Below are 19,294 nucleotides of genomic sequence, written 5' to 3' on the forward strand. Positions count from 1 at the left end.
GCCGACAATAACAGGCTGATGGGTCAGGTCAAAGTGGCCAAACGCTGCCCGCGTCAGGCAGCGATGCCCTTATTCCGAGGGTTGGATCGCGATCGAGAGCGATTTCTCCCGGGCGCCAGAGATCTGAAGCACGAAGGGATTGGCCGAAAGATCGTATTTCATGGTCTTGCGGATGCCGTCGCAGTCGGTGGCGCCGCTGAACGCCCTGGGCTTGAGGAAATGCCCGTCCTGCACCACGTCGACCCATGCGCCGTTGGAAAGGCTGATCGTGTAACTGCCGGCCTTGGGCGGGGAGGTGATCTTCGTGAAGCCGGCAAAGGTGCCATCCTTCGGCGCCCGCTCCGGCGGCGTCGGCAATTTGGCATCGGCCGGCGCGACGAGAGCGATCGTCACGGCGGTCGCCGGCAGGCCGGCGATTTCGCCGCCCGAGTCGAGCTTCGCACGATCCGGCGCGCTCAGCGCTGCGCGTGCATGGCCGATATTCCATTTGAACTTGTCGCAGCCGCTCGGCTCCTCCGCGGCGAACGCGGGTGCGGCTGCAAGAAGGGTGAGGGCAACGAGGGAGGATTTTCGCACCTAGAGCTCCGATGTGACAAACTTGCCGCGATAGGACAGGAACTTCAAATTCGCCGTGCTAGTCCACCGCAATCATGACATCAGAAGCCTTGATCACCACGGTCACATGACCCTTCACCTTAATGCCAAGCTCGTCGACCGCTTCGTTGGTGATCGACGAGGTGACCACGTGCCCGTTGCCGATATCGACCCGAACATGGGAGGTTGTCGCACCTTTCTTGACGTCGAGAACGGTGCCCTTGATCTGGTTGCGTGCACTGAGGCGCATAATGGTCTCCATAGCCGCGCTCGATTAGCCGCCGGCATGACAGTCTTCTGATGGAAAAGAGGATGGGATCGTCGTCCCGGTTTGGCCGCCGTGCTTACGGCATCGGCGGCACGTGCAGTTTAGCGTAGCCCGGCCGAAGGCGATAGGCTCGCCACCCAAATGTTACGGCTTGGCGTTGGGAGCAGCCAGTACCTTGCGGCACTCGGCCGGGAGCTGCGCCAGCGTGAGCCCCGGCTTGGGCGTCGCCGGCTCGGCCGGCGGCTTGGGATGAAGCACCTCATCCTTGAACCAGTAAGCGAGGTCGGCTGCGCTGCAACCCTCGCCACCCTCCTGATCCTTTTGGCCCTCGCACGTCTTGCTGCCCGAGGGGCATCTCATGCGAATGTGGAAGTGATAGTCGTGACCCCACCACGGCCGAATCTTTGAGAGCCAGCTGCGGTCGCCCTTGGCCTCGCGGCACAGCGCCTTCTTGATCGCCGCATTGACGAATATGCGCTGGACGCTCGGCTCCTGCGCGGCATCGCGGATGACCAGCACGTGACCGGGCGTGAAGACCTTCGGGTCGATATCGAGCCGGTCGTCGCGCACCATCATCACGGCGGAGGTTTCCTCGCGCTCCTCGCGCGACAATTTGCGGTCAGGCATCGGCGTCAGCCAGATGTCGGCATCCAGCCCGATCTGATGGCTCGCATGGCCGGAGAGCGCCGGGCCGCCGCGCGGCTGGCCAATATCGCCGACAAGGATGCCGGACCAGCCGGCATCCTTGTGCGCCTTGGCCGCGAGGCGCTTCAGCAGCGCGATCATGTCGGGGTGGCCCCAATAGCGATTGCGTGACGGTCGCATCACCTGCCAGGTCTCGCCATTGAGCGGCATCTGCTCGGCGCCGGCAACGCAGCCCTTCGAGTACGAACCGATCGACTGCACCGGCAGCTTCGCCGGCAACACCTTGCGCGCGAACAGTTGCTTGGCGGCGAGCTTGGGGTCGTTCGGGTTGGCGAGCGGCGGCAAAGGTTTGGGATCGACGCTGCCTTTATCCTGCGCCAGCGCGGCCGAGTTGCCGGCAGCGAACAGGAGAACCAGAGATATCGGGATAAAAAACCGGCGGCGACTCATGACCGCAACTCTACCTGACGTGCCGCGGCCATGGAATTCACCAAACGGGGAAAATCACCTCCCGCGGTTTCGCTTGCTCGCATGATAGGTCAGCGCCAGCCCCACGCAGTGACCCAACGCTTCGCTCGGCAAGTCTTCGGCTGCATCGAGCAGGATGCATCGATTGCCGCCATAGGCGAGGTCCGGATAAAGCTCACGAAACGTCTCAACCAGGTTGGTTTGGCAATGAAAGTAGAGTGCATAGCGGTCGGGCTCCGACTTCACCTGATCGATTCGGATGGTGCTGCCGCTTTTACTTGTCGTGGTGAGGTAACTGATCTGGCCCCACTTGAGGGTCTCTTCCAGCGGGCCCACGCCATCGGTGGTTCGTGCGGTGTCGAAGATCAGCCGGCGAAGAGCGAGAAGTTTCGTCCGCACCCGCTTTGGATAGCTGCTGAAGGCTGCTGCCACTTTGGCGTCAGAAGATGCCGGCCGGCGGTTTCGTTTGGTTTTTGTCGCGCTCTTTCTGGAGAGGCCCGGCATCGCAGTCCGCACAATTGCAGCTGAATTTAATCTAGCGCGGACCGCGCGCGAGCCACAATGATTTTTGTCGCATCGACTAGGCGGCGTTGCGCAGGCCCGCAAGGAAGGTGTCGACGCTCTTGAACAGCGCGGACGCGTGCTGGCTGAGGTCGCCGGAAGCCGAGAGGACGGTGTCGGCCAGCGCGCGCGACTGATTTGCCGCGTTGCTCGCGCCGGCGACGTTGACGGCAACCTCACTTGTGCCGGCCGCGACCTGCTGCACGCTGTGCGCAATCTCGCGTGTTGCCGCGCCCTGTTGTTCGACGGCCGACGCGATGGTGGCGGCAATTGCGCTGATCTCGCGGATCGTGGTGCTGATGCCGCCGATGGCGCCGACGCACTCTTCCGTGGAGGCTTGAATTGCGGCGACCTGTCCGGCGATCTCTTCGGTCGCTTTCGCGGTCTGGCTCGCGAGTTCTTTCACCTCCGAGGCGACCACCGCAAATCCCTTGCCGGCTTCGCCGGCGCGCGCGGCCTCGATGGTGGCGTTCAAGGCGAGCAGATTGGTCTGGCCGGCAATCGCGCTGATCAGGCGCAGCACGTCGCCGATTTTCTCGCCGGCGGCGGCAAGTTCACTGACCATCTCGTTGGTCTTCGTTGCCTTGCCGACCGCGGCGTCGGCAACGTCGCTGGAATGGGTGACCTGGCGGCTGATCTCCGCGACGGACGAGGCGAGCTCTTCGGTCGCCGCCGCCACCGTGTTGATGCTGGAAGAGGCTTCCTCGGATGCGGCAGCGGCTGCGGCCGCCTGCGCGGAAGTGCCGTTGACGCTCGCGGTGATGTCGGCTGCGACGCGCTGCATGTCCTCGGTCGCGCGCGCCACCGCGCTGACGACGCTCTTGACGTCGGCCTCGAAACGATCGGCCATGCGCCGCTGCAACGCGCTCTTTTCGAGTTCGCTTTGCTTCTTGGCGGCTTCCTGCTCCTCGCGCAACAACCGCGACTCGATCATGTTGCGGCGGAACACGTCGACGGCGCCCGCCATGGTGCCGAGTTCGTCCTTGCGATCACCGCCGGGGATCGTGACATCGGTATCGCCACTGGAAAGGCGGTTCATCACGGCCGTAATCGCCGTCAGCGGGCGCGACATGCCGCGGCCAAGCAGGAAGGCCAGCAAGGCGGCAGCGGCCAGTATCGCGATCGTGCCAAAGATCATCGTGCGCTGCGAGCTGGCGGAAGCTGCTTCATAGGCGGTGGTATCCTTGACCAGTTCGAGCACTGCGACCGGCTGACCCACATAGTTCTTGATCTGCCCGAGGTAGAGCGCGACCGGATGGCCATCGAGCGTGGCCTCACGATGCAGCGTGCTTCCGCCGAGGACGCTCTTCAGCTCCTCCGGACTTGCCAGCGACTTTGCCGCGAAAGTCGATCCAATGTTGACGAACGTCTGATCCTTGTCGTCAAAGCGATGCACGGCGAGATCGACGCCAAATCGTTGCTTGACGCTGTCAACGAACTGCTTGCTGAAGGAGACGCCGATATCGGCGACGGCGATGCTCTTGCCGTCGCGCATGATCGGGGTCATTGCAAAGATGCTGAGCGAGTCCCGGCCGGGTTCGACGCCGACGATGGGCTTGCCCGTCTTGTTCGACTCCACCACCGTGTTGCGCCGTGCCGAGATGTCCTCCCCGAACTTGTCGGGAGCGTGAGCGCGGTAGAAGGCGGTTGCTGGCGGGGTGTGGAAGCTTATCAGCGGAATGCCCTGCGCCTTGATGGCCTCGAAGGGCGCTTTCAAGACCGACCCCAGCGCCTCGCGGTCACCCTTGGCGATTGCGTCCGCAACCGGCGGCAGATTGGCGAGCACGGCGCTGACCGCCAATCCCGCACGACCCTCATAGTCGAGGGTGGCAATGACGCTGTCGTATTGCAGCTTGAGCTGCTGATCGAGCGCAAGCCGCGTCAGCGCGCGCTGCTGCATCACCGAGAACGTGCCTAGGATTGCGCAGGCCGCCGCAACCGTGAGCGAGATCGCGAGAATGAGACGAGCCGCGATCGATCGGAGCTGGAACATGGAATTTCAGGGCCTCGCAAAGGTTACCGAAACTCCCAGAAACTGCTTAATAACTGATTGCTTTTAGGTTTTTGGCGCGCCCCGCTCGCGCGCTTCATCGGCGCGTTGACGCAATCGTGACGCGCTCCGGGTGAACACGGGCTCTCGCCGGATCTCAGCTAGATGGTCGGCCCGCGCGGGATCACGCTGTTGGAGAGAATCATCTTGCCGACGTCCTCAAAGTGATTGTCGCGAGCCTGGATCTGCTGCGCGATGGCGTGCATGTCGCGGAAGCGCCGCTCGAATGGATTCGATTTGAACACCGCGGTCGCGCCGGCCATGTGATAGGCGGTGTCGACCACCTCGGCCGCCTGGTGAATCGTATAGGTCGCGGACAGACGGATGGCGGCCCGGCCTTTCTCGGAGAGCCGTCCCGTCGAGAGCAGTTCCTGCCAGGCATCGTTCGCGGTGGAAAAATGATAGGCGCGTGCGGCGCGCAGTTTCGCTTCGGTGCGGCCGATCAGGCCCTGGACCGCGTTATTGTCCTTCATGGCGGCTATGCCGACCGAATGCTTCTTGCGCGCGAGATCAATGGCGGCGTCCAGCGTGGCGCGGGCGACGCCGAGCGAGACCGCGCCAAAGCCGAGGCCGAACATGCTGTAGGTCGTGATCCCGTAGAGCAGGCCCTTTTCGCGCAGCGCCGCGAAATCGTCGCGCAGCGCCGTAAACTTCTCCGGAATGAACAGCTTGTCGACCGAATAGGAATCGGTGCCGGTGCCGCACAGCCCGATCACGTTCCAGACGTCGTACGTGGTGGCGCTCGAGGTGGGAAAGAGGATGGTGCGGATTTCCGGCGTGCCATTGGATCTCATCCGCCGCGTGCCGTCGGCCTCCAGGACCTGCACGTGGGCTCCCAGCCAGTTGGCCTGGCGCATGCCGCTGGCAAAGTCCCAGCGTGCGCTGATGGTGTAGCCGCCGGGAACCGCCTGCACGTCGTGGGCGATCGCGCCCCAGGCGGCGATGTCGGTCGGCTTGCCGAACACCTGATGCGCCACGTCTGTGTCGAGATAGGCCGCCGTCATGGCGACCACCGAGCATTGGCCGACGCACCAGGCCGTGGAGGCATCCGCCTTGGCGATTTCTTCCAGCATTTCCATGAAAACCAGCGGCGGCGACTCAAACCCGCCGGTGCTTTTTGGCAAAAGCGATCGATAAAGCCCGTTTTCGACCAAGGCCGAGACCACTTTCGGGGTCAGCCGCCGCGTCCGCTCGATCTCGTCGGCCTCTGCCGCGATCAGCGGCGCAATCGCCTTGGCACGTTCGACCAGGCCCGAGGCAATGCTCGCGGCTTCAGGCTTGTTCATGGCGTTTCCTTAAGGCTCTTTATCGAGTGATCAATTACGGCCATGTTGATCCAACTCGCGCCCGGGATCAAGATGCACGCGCGCAACGCCAATGCAGAATTATCGGGTGAGGGAAGCGCTGGCCGCGGAGCCAGGAGTTCAGCTATCGACCTTCAGCGCGGCAATGAAGGCTTCCTGCGGAATGTCGACCTTGCCGAACTGCCGCATCTTCTTCTTGCCTTCCTTCTGCTTCTCCAGAAGTTTCCGTTTGCGCGTGACGTCGCCGCCGTAGCACTTGGCGGTGACGTCCTTGCGGAGCGCCCGCACGGTCTCGCGCGCGATCACCTTGCCGCCGATCGCCGCCTGGATCGGAATCTGGAACATGTGCGGCGGGATCAGTTCCTTCATCTTCTCGACCATAGCGCGGCCGCGGCCTTCGGCGCGGGTGCGATGCACCAGCATCGACAGCGCGTCAACCGGCTCGCTGTTGACCAGGATCTGCATCTTGACGAGATCGGCCGGCTTGTAATCGGTGAGGTGATAGTCGAACGAGGCATATCCCTTCGACACCGATTTCAGGCGATCGTAGAAGTCGAACACCACCTCGTTGAGCGGCAGGTCATATTTCACCATCGCGCGCGAGCCGACATAGGTCAGCTCCTTCTGCGCACCGCGGCGGTCCTGGCACAGCTTGAGCACGCTGCCGAGGTATTCGTCCGGCGTGAGAATTGTCGCCTCGATCCAGGGCTCGTCGATTTCGGCGATCTTGACCACGTCGGGCATGTCGACAGGATTGTGAATCTCGATCTCGCTGCCGTCGGTCAGCTTCATCTTGTAGATCACGCTCGGCGCCGTCGCGATCAGATTGAGATCGAACTCGCGGGAGAGCCGCTCCTGGATGATCTCCAGATGCAATAGTCCGAGGAAGCCACAACGGAAGCCGAAGCCGAGCGCCGCGGAGGTCTCCATCTCGTAGGAGAAGCTCGCATCGTTCAGGCGGAGCTTGCCCATCGCCGCGCGCAGCGTTTCGAAATCGTTGGCGTCGACCGGGAACAGGCCACAGAACACCACCGGAATGGCGGGCTTGAAGCCCGGCAGCATTTCCGTGACCGGCTTCCTGTCGTCGGTGATGGTGTCGCCGACGCGGGTGTCGGCGACTTCCTTGATCGCGGCGGTGATGAAGCCGATCTCGCCGGGGCCTAGCTCGTCGACCTGCTCCATCTTGGGCGTGAAGAAGCCGACGCGCTCGACGTCATAGGCCGCATTGGTCCCCATCATGCGGATGCGCTGGCCCTTCTTCATCGTGCCGTCGACGATCCGCACCAGCACGACGACGCCGAGATAGACGTCGTACCAGCTATCGACGAGCAGCGCCTTCAAGGTCGCGTCGCGGTCGCCCTTGGGCGGCGGCAGGCGCGTGACGATAGCCTCCAGCACGTCAGGTACGCCCTGGCCGGTCTTGGCCGAGATCATCACGGCGTCGGAGGCATCGATGCCGATCACGTCTTCGATCTGCTGCTTCACCTTCTCGGGCTCGGCGGCGGGCAGATCGACCTTGTTCAGCACCGGCACGATCTCGTGATTGTTGTCGAGCGCCTGGTAGACGTTGGCGAGCGTCTGCGCCTCGACGCCCTGGCTCGCATCGACCACCAGGAGCGATCCTTCGCAGGCCGCGAGCGAGCGCGAGACTTCGTAGGCGAAGTCGACATGGCCGGGCGTGTCCATCAGGTTGAACACGTAGTCCTTGCCGTCCTTCGCACGATAGTTCAGCCGGACGGTCTGCGCCTTGATGGTGATGCCGCGCTCACGCTCGATATCCATGGAATCGAGCACCTGTTCCTTGCCAGCCATTTCGCGGTCCGACAGGCCGCCGGTCATCTGGATCAGGCGGTCGGCCAGCGTCGATTTGCCATGGTCGATATGGGCGACAATGGAGAAGTTGCGGATGTTGGGAATGGGGGCGGAAGACATGGGGCGCGGGATAGCATTGGTGTTCCGGGGCGGCAACTATATTGCGGTATTTTAACGGGTATTCTTCACGCCAAGCTGATTTCACGACGCTGGAAAACGCGCTACGCACACGGGGACTGTTGAAGAGGTACCAAGCGCATGTCGCCGACGATGCTGTCATCCACGACCTTGCCGCGCCGCAGTTTGAGGCGGCGGCTGAGCCTGAGAAGGCTCATGGCCTGGGTCGCGGCCTCAGCGACGGATCGCTACAGCGCCTCCGCCTTCGTCTTTGCCTTTGCGATGATCCACGCATTGCTGTGGACCGTGATCCTGATCAATCTCAAGGCCGCGCAGGACGTCCACATGGACGTGGCGGAGGCCTTTGCCTGGGGTCAGAAGTTCCAGCTCGGCTACGGCAAGCATCCGCCGCTTGCGGGCTGGATTGCCGGTCTCTGGTTCAGGGCTTTCCCGGTCACCGATTGGGCCGCCTATCTGCTGGCGACGGCGACGGTGTCGTTGGGAATGGTGATCACCTGGCTGATTTCGCTGCGGGTCGTCGACTATCGCCGCGCGTTTTTCGTCGTGGTGATGCTCGCGATCTATCCGATCTTCAATTTCAAGGGCTTCAAATACAATCCGGACCTGCTGCAACTCGTCACGCTGCCGCTGCTGGTGCTGGCCTATCTCAATGCATTCGAGAAACGCAACGCGGCGTCCGGTGTCTTGCTCGGGCTCGCGGCGGCGCTGGCGCTGATGACGAAATACTGGGTGCTGACCATGATCGGCGCGGTCGGTCTCGCCGCGCTCATTCATCCCGAGCGGATGAATTTTCTGCGCTCGCCCGCGCCCTGGGTTGCGATGGTGGTCGGCGTTATTGCGATGATCCCGCATCTGCTGTGGCTGAAGGCGGACGACTTCGCGCCGCTGATCTATGCCGGCGACGTCTACGGGCATTTCACCCGTGCCGAGACCGCGATGCTGGCTCTCGGCTATGTCGAGCACAATCTCGCTTTGCTGGCGTTGCCGGTCGCGATCGCCGCGCTTGCGCTCGTTGGAATAAGCCTGCGGCGGCCGGCGGCCACGCTGGCGCGCGTCTGGTCGGCGGGTCCCAATTCCGGCGTGAACTATACGCAGGCGCTCAACGTCTGGCTCATCCAGATCATTGTCGCGGTCGGACCACCGCTCGGCGGATTGATTTTCTCGGTCTACATGAAGACCGATTGGGGTATCTCGCTGTTCTTTCTGACGCCGCTCGCGCTTGTCGCCATTCCGCGACTGCGGCTGCTGAATGCGGCCTTGTTCCGGATCGTGGCGACCTGGCTGGTGCTCACTTTGGTGACGCTCGCCGCGTCGCCGTATATCGCTATTCACGAGATGACCGATAAACCGAGCGCGGCCTTCAGCTACGGCGCGCGGTCGCAGCTCGCGCGCGAACTGACGCAGCTATGGCACAACCGCTTTTTCACGCGCTGGTCCGTCGTCGCTGGCACCACGGAAGTCGGCGAGCCCATGACGTTCTATAGCCCGGATCATCCGGCGCCGCTGACGCCGGGCGAAGTCTGGTCGTCAGACCTGACGTCATTGGAAGAAGCCAAGCGCCTCGGCTTCATCGGCGTCTGCGACACCACGGACAACCGCTTGCAGGAATGTGAGGCGTGGATGGCCAAGAACGGCAAGGACGCCGAGCAGGTGGCTATCACCACGCAGCGCTTCTTCAAGGGGCATCCGGGGCCGGCGACGACCTGGAAGGTCTACATCGTGCCGCCGGCCAAATAGGCGCGCGCGGCGCTCTTACAGATTCTCTTCGTTGAATTTGGCGGCGACCAGTTCGGTGATCGCATCGAGCGCGGCCTGCGCTTCGGGGCCGGCCGCCGAGACCACGATCGACGTGCCCGGGCCCGCCGACAGCATCATCAAACCCATGATCGAGGTGCCGCCGACCGTCTCGCCGCCCTTGGTCACCCAGACGTCGGCCTCAAAGCGCTCGACCATCTGGACGAATTTCGCGGAAGCGCGCGCGTGAAGTCCGCGCTTGTTGATGATCGGCAGTTCGCGGGAAATGGCGCCTTCCGGAATGCCCGGCGCGGAAGACGTATCGGGCGACGTACCGTCGTCGCTCATTTGCCGGCAAGCACCCGGCTTGCAATAGTCACATATTTGCGGCCGGCTTCCTGTGCCATCGCGATGGCGTCGGGAAGCGTTCGCTCTTCGCGGACCTTGGCAAGCTTGACCAGCATCGGAAGATTGATGCCTGCGAGCACTTCGACCTTCGGCCGGCTCATGCAGGAAATCGCGAGGTTCGAAGGCGTGCCACCGAACATGTCGGTGAGGATCGCAACTCCGTCCCCGCTGTCGACGCGATTCACCGCCTCGATAATATCGCTGCGGCACAGATCGGAATCATCCTCGGCCCCGATCGTGACGGCCTCGATTTGTTTTTGCGGACCCATGACGTGTTCAAGCGCCGCCTTGAATTCGTCGGCAAGGCGCCCATGGGTCACAAGCACTAGACCAATCATCGAAAACTCCTCGCGGGTGCCTTTGGTGCACCGCACGAACGCGCCACTTTGACCATCCGCAGCCCCCGCGCAAGAGGGGATCGCTGCAATTCTCCCGGAAAATAGGCGAAGGGAAAAACGGAGCGAGTGGGTCTATTCCGTGGCGATAGTGGGGGTGATATGGTTACCAAATTCCTTCGAGCAATCGCTCGAAGATGAATTCGCGGTCATTGTAAGGGCGGCGATGACCAGTGGAAGCCCGGCAAATCCCCGTTTGACCGGGATTCTTGGTATCAAAATACCATCTATCCGTGTCAGTAAAGCGTCAGGCCGCGGTAGACGCTCGGCGTCGTCGGCATCGAGATCCACCACCAGGCCGACCCTGGCCTCGCTAACGTAGTCGCAGCGGCGGATACCAAGGCCGCGTATCTCGATCAGGCCCGCAAGCGCGGGCGCGGGGCGCATCAGCAGTTCTCCGCCATGTTGCCAAACATGGACACGGTCGTCGCCCACCAGTCGGCTAGGGGCGATCTGGCCGGCGCGGCCGGCAAGGATGAGGTCGAAGGCGAGGCGCGATTTGCCGGAGCCCGATGGGCCACGAATGAGGACGGCGCGATCCCCCACCAGCACGGCGGAGGCATGGATGCTAGTGCTTGCCTCGCTCATTACGTTGGAAGCCGGACCACAAAGCGGGCGCCGGCCACGGTTGGCTCGCCGTCGGCGGCAACCGGACCCTTGCGATTCTCGGCCCAGATTCGCCCGCCATGCGCTTCCACGATCTGCTTCGAGATCGAAAGACCAAGTCCCGAATTTTGCCCAAAACCCTGATGCGGACGATCGGTGTAGAAGCGCTCGAAGATGCGCGAGAGCGCGTCGTCGCGGATGCCGGGCCCATCGTCATCGACAATGATTTCGATGTTGGAGCGGCGGTTGCGACAGGTGATCCGCACCTTGCTGCCTGCTTCCGAGAACGACTGCGCGTTCGACAGCAGATTGGAAACGACCTGGCCGAGCCGCGAATCATGGCCAGGCACCGAGAACGAATCGGACGGCCCCTTGCTTTCGAACCGCAGCTCGACGGTGACATTGTTGCCGCGCCGCGTTTCGTTGGCGACCGCAGCGAGCGCGGTGAGAAGACGGCGAAGATCGACAGGCGCCATGTCCTGGCGCTGCAACTCGGCATCGAGCCGGCTCGCGTCGGAAATGTCCGAGATCAGCCGGTCAAGCCGTTTGACGTCATGCTCGATCACGGCGAGCAGCCGCGCGCGGCTGTTCTCGCTGCGGGCAAGCGGCAGCGTTTCTACCGCCGAGCGCAAGGATGTGAGCGGATTCTTCAGCTCGTGGGCGACGTCGGCGGCGAACATTTCGATCGCCTCGATGCGGTTATAGAGCGCGCCGGTCATGTCGCGCAGCGCGCCGGAGAGATGGCCGATCTCGTCGCGGCGCCCGGTGAAGTCGGGAATTTCGACACGGGTGCGGATGCGGCGGCGAACGCGTTCGGCGCTATCGGCAAGCCGGCGCACCGGGCCTGCGATCGTGCTCGCCAGCGCCAGCGACAGCACGATCATGACGGCGGAGGCGACGCCGCCAACCTTGAGGATCGCGAGGCGCTCGGCCGTCACCATCTGGTCGATGTCGTCGCCTTGCGTTGAAAGCATCAGCGAGCCGTGGATCGCGCGGAAGCGCTGCACGGGCACTGCGACCGAAACGATCACCTCGCCGCGGTCATTGACGCGCACCATGCTGCTTTTCTGCCCGTTCAATGATTGCGCGACCTCCTGATAGCCGTTGCCGTTTTCAGGGCCGAGTTCGGTGTAGAGCGGCAGATCGCCACGATTGAGCCAGGTCCGGATCGCGATCATCGTGCGTTCGGGGAGCCCAGGCTTCTCCACCGAAGGCGGCGGCAGTTCGAAGCGCAACACGTCGCCGCGGCCGTAGAGGCTGCGGCTGTCCAGGATGAGCGAGCCTTCCCGATCGTAAATTCGCGCACGGGTCTTGGTCGGCGAAATCAGTTGGCGCAGCACTGGCGCCACCCGCTCCGGATTGATCGGAAAGCTCAGTCCTGAAAAATCATCCAGTGGCGGAGAAACTTCACCCAGTTTCAGTTCCGCCAAGCGGTCCGGGTCGATGGTGATGGCGTTGGTTTCGACAGTTGCCGAAGCTGCAATGGCGCCGGCGATGATCTCGGCCTGCACCAGCAGGCTTTGCGCGCGGGCGTCGATCAGGCCGGCGCGGAACTGCGAGAGGTAGAGAATGCTCGCCACCAGCGCGACCAGGCCCGCGATGTTCAGCGAAACGATGCGCCGGGTGAGGCTCGAGAAGCTGAGCGCAAAAATATACTGTCCGGCTCGCCGCAGCCAGTCGAGCGGCCGCCATGACCGCGCCGGCGGACTTTCGGCGGCAACGGCATCCATCACGACAGGCGTCGTGACGTCGTCGGCGTTCAGGCTTGCATCAGGCTGCGTTCGATCAAGCAATGGCCAAAACCGCCGGTTGTTTTCAGGGGCTTGCGATGCGGTCGTTATTCTACCACCGGCACAGCGGTGGTGTCAGTCGGCAAAACTACGCAAGGGGCGAAACGTCCCTCGGGTTTTCTTGCCTCAGGCTTCCTTGAAACGGTATCCGACCCCGTAGAGGGTTTCGATCATCTCGAATTCGTCGTCCACGACCTTGAACTTCTTGCGCAGCCGCTTGATGTGGCTGTCGATGGTGCGGTCGTCGACATAGACCTGGTCGTCATAGGCCGCATCCATCAACGCGTTGCGGCTCTTGACGACGCCGGGCCGCGTGGCGAGCGCCTGAAGAATCAGAAACTCGGTCACGGTGAGCGTCACCGGCTCGTTCTTCCAGGTGCAGGTGTGGCGTTCCGGATCCATGCGGAGCAGGCCGCGATCGAGCGCCTTGGCGTCGGTTTCCTTCGGCACGGCGGTTGGATCTTTCGGCGCCGAGCGGCGCAGCACCGCCTTGACGCGTTCGACCAGAAGCCGCTGCGAGAACGGCTTGCGGATGAAATCGTCGGCGCCCATTTTGAGGCCGAACAACTCGTCGATCTCCTCGTCCTTGGAGGTCAGGAAAATCACCGGCAGGTCGGATTTCTGCCGCAGCCGCCTCAAGGTTTCCATGCCGTCCATGCGCGGCATCTTGATGTCGAGGATGGCAAGGTCCGGCGGTGAAGTCCTGAAGCCGTCCAGTGCCGACGCCCCATCAGTATAGGTCATGATGCGATAGCCTTCGGCTTCAAGCGCAATCGAGACAGATGTGAGAATGTTGCGGTCGTCGTCGACCAAAGCAATTGTGGGCATGAGCCTGCTTTCAGATACTGTTGTCACGTTGCTGAAACGGCGTCTAATCGTCTGGTGCGCCGCATAATCGGGCTTCGAACGCGGTCAACGAGCAATGCAAGCTGGGCTGAAGTGTGACCGAGTTCCACGAAAGCGCCTTAAAGGTTTAGGCGCCTCGACCCTTGCGTACGTCGGTTTACCCGAAAAAAGGGCCAAATTGCAACAGGATGCGAGGAAATAATCGATGCAATTGACCGAGGATTTTAACCCTTCCAGGGCGGTCAAGTCGCTGCTCCGCCGCAGCCGCCAGGGCGCGCTGGCAACCTTGATGTCCGGCAGCGGCGACCCTTACTGCTCGCTGGTGAACGTTGCCAGCCACTCTGACGGTTCGCCGATTTTGTTGATCTCCCGTCTTGCCATTCACACCAGGAACCTGCTCGCGGACGCGCGCGTCTCGCTGATGCTGGACGAGCGCGTCGAAGGCGATCCGCTCGAGGGATCGCGCATCATGCTCTCAGGCCACGCCGAAGAAATCACGTCGAAGCGCGAAATCGCCCGCCAGCGCTATCTCAATGCTCATCCCACCGCGCAAGTTTTCGTGGACTTCAAGGATTTTTCGTTTTTCCGGATTCGGCCCAGCGGAACCCACCTCGTCGCTGGATTTGGACGCATTCTGGATCTGAAGCCGGAGGAGTTTCTGACCGATCTCTCCGATGCGGACGCGCTTGTCGAGGCCGCGCAGGGCGCGGTCGAGCACATGAACACCGATCATCAGGAAGCGCTTGGGCTCTATGCCACGCGGCTCTTGGGAGCAGCAGCGGCCGACTGGCGCTGCAGCGGCATCGATCCGGAAGGAATCGATCTGCAGGCGGACAACAGGACGCTGCGGCTCGACTTTCCGGAGCGGGTCATTGGGCCCGGCGAATTGCGAAAAATGCTGGTCCGTCTCGCCGACGAGGCGCGGGCCAAGACATAAGCCGCGATATAAGAAGGCATAAAAAAGCCCAAAGCCGTCGTTGAACGCAAGCAATCCTCGCAGCGACCTAATAGGCGCGCGGCATGCCGGTGACTGCCGTGCATAGGTCGAAGCGAGATTGCGTCATGAAACCAGGCTGTCGATCCGCCTTGACCATTGCGATCGGCCTCGTCGCAATGCTCTCCATGAGCGTGGTCGCATCGGCACAGAGCCCGATCGCGCAAAGCAACAGGGCTGCTGAACTCAGCCGTGCCGGGAAATATTCCGAAGCGCTTCCGCTGGCGGAAGCAGCAGCGGCTACCTTGGAAAAGACAAGCCCCAACAGCCGCGATCACGCGGGCGCTCTGAACAATCTGGCGCAGCTCTATGGAGACCTCGGCCGGGACGACAAGGCCGAGCCGCTCCTCGAGCGCGCGCTTGCCATCATGGAGCGGTCGGTCGGGATCGATTCATCCGCAATCGCGCCCGAAATGAACAACCTGGCCGCACTTTACGAACGGCAAGGCCGCTTTGCGGAGGCCGAACCGCTGTTCAAGCGGGCCTTGGCGAACTGCGAACGGTCGCTCGGGCCAAACCATGTGGATGTTGGCCGGCAGTTGAACAATCTCGCCACGCTTTACGAGCGTCAGGATCGTCATGGCGATTCCGAGCCCTTGTTCAGGCGCGCGCTTGCGATCTTCGAAAAGGCCGCAGGACCCGACAGTCCTGCGGTTGCGACGCTCCTTAGCAATCTCGGCCAGGTTTTGAAGGTTGAGGGACGCTACGGCGAAGCCGAGCCGATGATCAGCCGCTCGCTGGCGATCCGCGAAAAGGTGCAAGGGCGGGACCATCCCGACGTTGCAAGATCGCTGAACAATCTGGCCGATCTCGACCAGCGGCAGCAACGCTATGCCGACGCAGAGCCGTTGTTCAAACGCGCATTGTCGATCCGGGAGCGCGCGGTCGGCGCCGATCATCCCGACACCGCGGCCTCTGTCAACAATCTTGCCTCGTTCTATCTTGAAATGGCGCGGTTCTCTGATGCCTTGCCGCTGGTGGAACGGATGATCGCAGCCAAGCGCGCGCAGGCGCGTGTTGCGCTTCCAGAACTGTATGCGGCGGCCGATCAGCAACTGCTGACGCGCGCAAAGGCATTGGACCTGTCGCTTGACGTCATCCAGACCGGCTCCCAGTCCGCGGCGGCGACCGCGGTGAACAAGCTTGCGGTGCGGCTCGCCGCCGGCAGCGATGGTCTCGCCGAGCTTGTCCGCAAGGATCAGGATCTCGCCGCGGAAGCCGAGGGGCTCGACAAGGCGATCATTGTCGCGGTCTCGGGCGCGGCGGCAAAGCGCGACGCCGCGTCCGAAAACCGCAACAGGGCACGGCTTTCCGCCATAGCCGCCGAACGCGCGGGCTTGCAGAAAAAGCTTGCAGCCGAATTTCCCGACTATGCGGCGCTGTCGAATCCGCTGCCGGTCAAAACAGACGAAATCGAGACGCTGCTCGCAGCCGGCGAGGCGATTGTCGTGTTCTCGGTTCTCGACAAGCAGAGCTACGTCATCGCTGTCACGCGCGACGGCTTTGACTGGAAGCCGATCAGTATCGGGGCCGACGACATTGCAAAGAAAGTTGCGGCATTCCGCCGTGGGCTCGACGTCAACCGTGCTGCCGACGCAACCGGCAAGACCGGATTGTTCGACCTGGCGCTCGCGAACGAGCTCTATGCGACGCTGCTCGGTCCGGTGGACGCTTTGATCAAGGACAAGCGCAGCCTTCTCATCGTGCCTTCGGGCGCGCTCACCGCCCTGCCGTTTCATTTGCTGGTGACCGAGAAGCCCCCGGCGGCGATCCCGGCAACGCTTGGTGGTTATCGCGAGGCGGCCTGGTTGATCAAGCGCCAGGCGGTTTCGGTGGTGCCTTCGCTCGCAAGCCTGAAAGCGCTCCGCATTTTCGCCCGCAAGGATCACGGTGCAAAGCCGTTCACGGGGTTCGGCGATCCCTTGTTCGATCCGGCCCAGGGCAATGGCGATCGGCGCGCGGCTCGCCCGGTCGAAGCGGTGGCCGCACGCAGCCTCGCGACCGTGGCCTATACCGATTTCTGGCGAGGCGTCGGCGTTGATCGCGCGAGACTGCGGCGGCCTTGCCGCAGCTACCTGACACGGCCGACGAATTGAACGCGGTGGCCCGCGACCTCGGCGGGGCCGCGGCCGATATCCACCTCGGGGCGGATGCCAGCGAAACCAGCGTCAAGCGCGCGCCGCTTGCCGACTACGCCATCGTCTACTTCGCAACCCACGGCCTCGTGGCGGGCGACGTCAAGGGGATCGCCGAACCGTCGCTGGCGCTGAGCATTCCCAAGCAGCCATCGGAGCTGGATGATGGTCTGCTCACCGCGAGCGAGGTCGCGCAGTTGAAGCTCAACGCCGATTGGGTGGTGCTGTCCGCCTGCAATACGATCGCCGGCGACAAGCCGGGCGCAGAGGCGCTGTCGGGATTAGCGCGCGCGTTTTTCTATGCGGGCGCGAAAGCGCTGCTGGTGACGCATTGGGCCGTTGCTTCGGAGGCCGCGACGCGGCTGACTACATCAACTTTCGATCGTCTCAAGGCCGATTCACAGATGTCGCGTGCGGAAGCGTTGCGACAGGCGATGCTCGCCTATCTCAACGACACGTCGTCAGCCAGGAATGCCTACCCTGCTTTCTGGGGGCCGTTCATCGGCGATGGGGCGGCCGTCCGCTAGAATTCGAGAGCAGCCAGCATTGTGCGGCGCAAAATGGCTTGGCGCGACAATTCGCCGGAATTCGCGGCCGAATGCCGCTTCCGAAGCGCCCGCTGCGACGAAAGAGCTGAAAATACCATCATATGAAATTGAGCCGCATCAAAGGCCCCCTTATTGTGGCCTCCTCGAATAAACCAAAACGGTGGGATCGGCTTGGCAAGGTGAGCGTTCATCAATAATAGATCGCTGGAAAGTTTCGTTCGCCGGGCTCCGGCCCGGCGGCTATAGTCAATGGTCTAACCGCGACGGACGCGCGGTGTGCGGCATTCGCGCGATCGAGATACGCGGATACGAGGAGGAGTTTTTCGTGCAAGAGACGGGTAAGCGCAACGGCGCCTTTGGAGCCGACAAATTCGGCTTGAAGAATCTGAAAGGCGTGAATTGGAATCTCGGTGCGGCGCAGCTCTATCAGCATTCGCTGTCGGCAGGCGAGGCGATGCTCTCGGCCGATGGCGCCTTGTGTGCGGACACTGGTGACTTCACCGGCCGCAGCCCGAAGGACAAGTTCACGGTTCGTGATGCCACCACCGACAAGAACATGTGGTGGGCCGGCAACCAGTCGATCACCTCGGAGCAGTTCGAAGCGCTTTATGCCGACTTCCTCAAGCATGCCGAAGGCATGACGCTGTTCGCGCAGGACCTCTATGGCGGCGCCGATCCGACCTTCCGGATCAAGACCCGCGTCTTTACCGAGCTCGCCTGGCATTCGCTGTTCATTCGCACGCTTCTGATCCGCCCGGAGCAGTCCGAGCTGAATGACTTCGTGCCTGAACTCACCATTATCGACCTGCCGAGCTTCCGCGCCGATCCGAAACGTCACGGCGTGCGCTCGGAGAACGTCGTCGCGATCGATTTCGCCCGCAAGATCGTCCTGATCGGCGGGTCTTATTATGCCGGCGAGATGAAGAAGAGCGTGTTCACCACGCTCAATTACTATCTGCCCGCGCGCGGCGTGATGCCGATGCACTGCTCGGCCAATGTCGGCCCCGCCGGCGACAGCGCGATTTTCTTCGGCCTGTCCGGCACCGGAAAAACCACGCTTTCGGCCGATCCCAAGCGCACGCTGATCGGCGACGACGAGCATGGCTGGGGCAAGGACGGCATCTTCAATTTCGAAGGTGGCTGCTATGCCAAGTGCATCAAGCTGTCGCAGGAAGCCGAGCCGGAGATTTTTGCGGCAAGCAAGCGTTTCGGCGCGGTGCTCGAAAACGTCGTGCTCGACGAATACACTCGCGTTCCCGATTTCGACGATGGTTCGAAGACGGAAAATACGCGCTCGGCCTATCCTCTGGATTTCATCCCCAATGCCTCGCGCACCGGCCGCGCCGGCCAGCCGAAGAATGTCGTGATGCTGGCTGCGGATGCTTTCGGCGTGCTGCCGCCGATCGCAAAGCTCTCGCCGGCGCAGGCGATGTATCACTTCCTGTCCGGCTACACCGCCAAGGTCGCCGGAACCGAGCGTGGCCTCGGCAACGAGCCGCAGCCGGAATTCTCGACCTGCTTCGGCTCCCCCTTCCTGCCGCTCGACCCGTCGGTCTATGGCAACATGCTGCGCGAGCTGATCGCCAAGCACAATGTCGACTGCTGGCTGGTCAATACGGGATGGACCGGCGGCAAGTTCGGCACCGGCTCGCGAATGCCCATCAAGGTCACGCGCGCGCTTCTCACCGCCGCGCTCGACGGCTCCTTGCGCAATGTCGAATTCCGTACTGATAAGTATTTCGGCTTTGCGGTGCCGACCGCGCTGCCGGGCGTGCCGAGCGACATTCTCAACCCGGTCAACACCTGGAAGGACAAGGCCGAGTTCGACAAGACCGCGCGGGCTTTGGTCGGCATGTTCCAGAAGAACTTCGCCAAGTTCGAAGCCAAGGTCGATGCGGACGTTCGCGCCGCTGCACCCGAAGTGAAGCTCGCGGCCGAGTAACCGGCGACGGACAAGACGGATCGAAAGCGCGGCGGAAAATCCCGCCGCGTTTTTCT

Annotated in this window: 15 protein-coding genes and 1 pseudogene; 4 read left to right on the forward strand and 12 right to left on the reverse strand. The window is 62.6% G+C overall.

Annotation, left to right across the window (positions count from 1 at the left end):
• Positions 1-69 precede the first annotated feature (69 nt).
• The 7 genes from VFB05_RS29040 to lepA form a co-directional block, all read right to left on the reverse strand.
• Positions 70-576 carry a hypothetical protein gene (locus tag VFB05_RS29040; RefSeq protein ID WP_325018995.1) on the reverse strand — a complete coding sequence of 169 codons (507 nt, stop codon included), beginning with the start codon at positions 574-576 and terminating at the stop codon, positions 70-72.
• A gap of 58 nt (positions 577-634) precedes the next feature.
• Positions 635-844: a TOBE domain-containing protein gene (locus VFB05_RS29045; protein ID WP_325018997.1), complete on the reverse strand. Its 210-nt coding sequence runs from the start codon at positions 842-844 to the stop codon at positions 635-637.
• 162 nt (positions 845-1,006) lie between these two features.
• Complete coding sequence (gene mepA / locus VFB05_RS29050) at positions 1,007-1,957, reverse strand: penicillin-insensitive murein endopeptidase (RefSeq protein WP_325018999.1); 951 nt, start codon at positions 1,955-1,957, stop codon at positions 1,007-1,009.
• A gap of 54 nt (positions 1,958-2,011) precedes the next feature.
• The gene (locus VFB05_RS29055; protein ID WP_325019001.1) at positions 2,012-2,479 is read right to left on the reverse strand and encodes a DUF1801 domain-containing protein; all 468 of its coding nucleotides are present in this window, start codon (positions 2,477-2,479) and stop codon (positions 2,012-2,014) included.
• Positions 2,480-2,555: 76 nt separating this feature from the next.
• A complete protein-coding gene (locus VFB05_RS29060; RefSeq protein WP_325019003.1) occupies positions 2,556-4,529 on the reverse strand; it encodes a methyl-accepting chemotaxis protein in 1,974 nt (657 codons plus the stop codon).
• A gap of 158 nt (positions 4,530-4,687) precedes the next feature.
• A complete protein-coding gene (locus VFB05_RS29065) occupies positions 4,688-5,872 on the reverse strand; it encodes an acyl-CoA dehydrogenase family protein (RefSeq protein ID WP_325019006.1) in 1,185 nt (394 codons plus the stop codon).
• Positions 5,873-6,010: 138 nt separating this feature from the next.
• Positions 6,011-7,822 carry a translation elongation factor 4 gene (lepA, locus tag VFB05_RS29070; protein ID WP_325019008.1) on the reverse strand — a complete coding sequence of 604 codons (1,812 nt, stop codon included), beginning with the start codon at positions 7,820-7,822 and terminating at the stop codon, positions 6,011-6,013.
• A gap of 213 nt (positions 7,823-8,035) precedes the next feature.
• Between lepA and VFB05_RS29075 the strand changes: the two genes are divergently transcribed.
• A complete protein-coding gene (locus tag VFB05_RS29075) occupies positions 8,036-9,577 on the forward strand; it encodes a glycosyltransferase family 39 protein (RefSeq protein ID WP_331683373.1) in 1,542 nt (513 codons plus the stop codon).
• Positions 9,578-9,592: 15 nt separating this feature from the next.
• Here VFB05_RS29075 and VFB05_RS29080 read toward each other — a convergent pair whose 3' ends face one another.
• The 5 genes from VFB05_RS29080 to VFB05_RS29100 form a co-directional block, all read right to left on the reverse strand.
• Complete coding sequence (locus VFB05_RS29080) at positions 9,593-9,922, reverse strand: HPr family phosphocarrier protein (protein ID WP_325019010.1); 330 nt, start codon at positions 9,920-9,922, stop codon at positions 9,593-9,595.
• On the reverse strand, positions 9,919-10,320 hold the full coding sequence (locus tag VFB05_RS29085; protein ID WP_068733893.1) for a PTS sugar transporter subunit IIA: 402 nt from the start codon (positions 10,318-10,320) through the stop codon (positions 9,919-9,921). Before VFB05_RS29085 ends, VFB05_RS29080 begins: the two co-directional genes overlap by 4 nt.
• Before the next feature lie 132 nt (positions 10,321-10,452).
• Positions 10,453-10,965 (reverse strand): HPr kinase/phosphatase C-terminal domain-containing protein, encoded by a 513-nt coding sequence (locus VFB05_RS29090; protein ID WP_325019019.1) that lies wholly within the window; start codon positions 10,963-10,965, stop codon positions 10,453-10,455.
• Complete coding sequence (locus tag VFB05_RS29095) at positions 10,965-12,776, reverse strand: sensor histidine kinase (protein ID WP_325019021.1); 1,812 nt, start codon at positions 12,774-12,776, stop codon at positions 10,965-10,967. The genes VFB05_RS29090 and VFB05_RS29095 overlap by 1 nt, the downstream gene beginning before the upstream one ends.
• A gap of 123 nt (positions 12,777-12,899) precedes the next feature.
• Entirely contained in the window at positions 12,900-13,601 is a 702-nt protein-coding gene (locus tag VFB05_RS29100; RefSeq protein ID WP_325019023.1) for a response regulator transcription factor, read from the reverse strand.
• 223 nt (positions 13,602-13,824) lie between these two features.
• On the opposite strand from VFB05_RS29100, the gene VFB05_RS29105 reads away from it, so the two are divergent.
• From VFB05_RS29105 to VFB05_RS29115, 3 genes and pseudogenes are all read left to right on the forward strand, one after another.
• Positions 13,825-14,556 (forward strand): HugZ family protein, encoded by a 732-nt coding sequence (locus VFB05_RS29105; RefSeq protein WP_325019025.1) that lies wholly within the window; start codon positions 13,825-13,827, stop codon positions 14,554-14,556.
• A gap of 185 nt (positions 14,557-14,741) precedes the next feature.
• Positions 14,742-17,275 (forward strand): annotated as a pseudogene (locus tag VFB05_RS29110) (CHAT domain-containing protein).
• 346 nt (positions 17,276-17,621) lie between these two features.
• Positions 17,622-19,238: a phosphoenolpyruvate carboxykinase gene (locus VFB05_RS29115; protein ID WP_325019027.1), complete on the forward strand. Its 1,617-nt coding sequence runs from the start codon at positions 17,622-17,624 to the stop codon at positions 19,236-19,238.
• The last annotated feature ends 56 nt before the right edge of the window (positions 19,239-19,294 follow it).

This window comes from Bradyrhizobium sp. (assembly GCF_035652035.1).
Lineage (GTDB): Bacteria > Pseudomonadota > Alphaproteobacteria > Rhizobiales > Xanthobacteraceae > Bradyrhizobium.

Coding starts and splice junctions, on each gene's coding strand:
- VFB05_RS29060 (WP_325019003.1), bottom strand. CDS start 4,529: ATGTTCCAGCTCCGATCGATCGCGGCTCGTCTCATTCTCGCGATCTCG.
- VFB05_RS29055 (WP_325019001.1), bottom strand. CDS start 2,479: ATGCCGGGCCTCTCCAGAAAGAGCGCGACAAAAACCAAACGAAACCGC.
- VFB05_RS29105 (WP_325019025.1), top strand. CDS start 13,825: ATGCAATTGACCGAGGATTTTAACCCTTCCAGGGCGGTCAAGTCGCTG.
- VFB05_RS29090 (WP_325019019.1), bottom strand. CDS start 10,965: ATGAGCGAGGCAAGCACTAGCATCCATGCCTCCGCCGTGCTGGTGGGG.
- VFB05_RS29100 (WP_325019023.1), bottom strand. CDS start 13,601: ATGCCCACAATTGCTTTGGTCGACGACGACCGCAACATTCTCACATCT.
- VFB05_RS29065 (WP_325019006.1), bottom strand. CDS start 5,872: ATGAACAAGCCTGAAGCCGCGAGCATTGCCTCGGGCCTGGTCGAACGT.
- VFB05_RS29085 (WP_068733893.1), bottom strand. CDS start 10,320: ATGATTGGTCTAGTGCTTGTGACCCATGGGCGCCTTGCCGACGAATTC.
- VFB05_RS29080 (WP_325019010.1), bottom strand. CDS start 9,922: ATGAGCGACGACGGTACGTCGCCCGATACGTCTTCCGCGCCGGGCATT.
- VFB05_RS29075 (WP_331683373.1), top strand. CDS start 8,036: ATGGCCTGGGTCGCGGCCTCAGCGACGGATCGCTACAGCGCCTCCGCC.
- mepA (WP_325018999.1), bottom strand. CDS start 1,957: ATGAGTCGCCGCCGGTTTTTTATCCCGATATCTCTGGTTCTCCTGTTC.
- lepA (WP_325019008.1), bottom strand. CDS start 7,822: ATGTCTTCCGCCCCCATTCCCAACATCCGCAACTTCTCCATTGTCGCC.
- VFB05_RS29045 (WP_325018997.1), bottom strand. CDS start 844: ATGCGCCTCAGTGCACGCAACCAGATCAAGGGCACCGTTCTCGACGTC.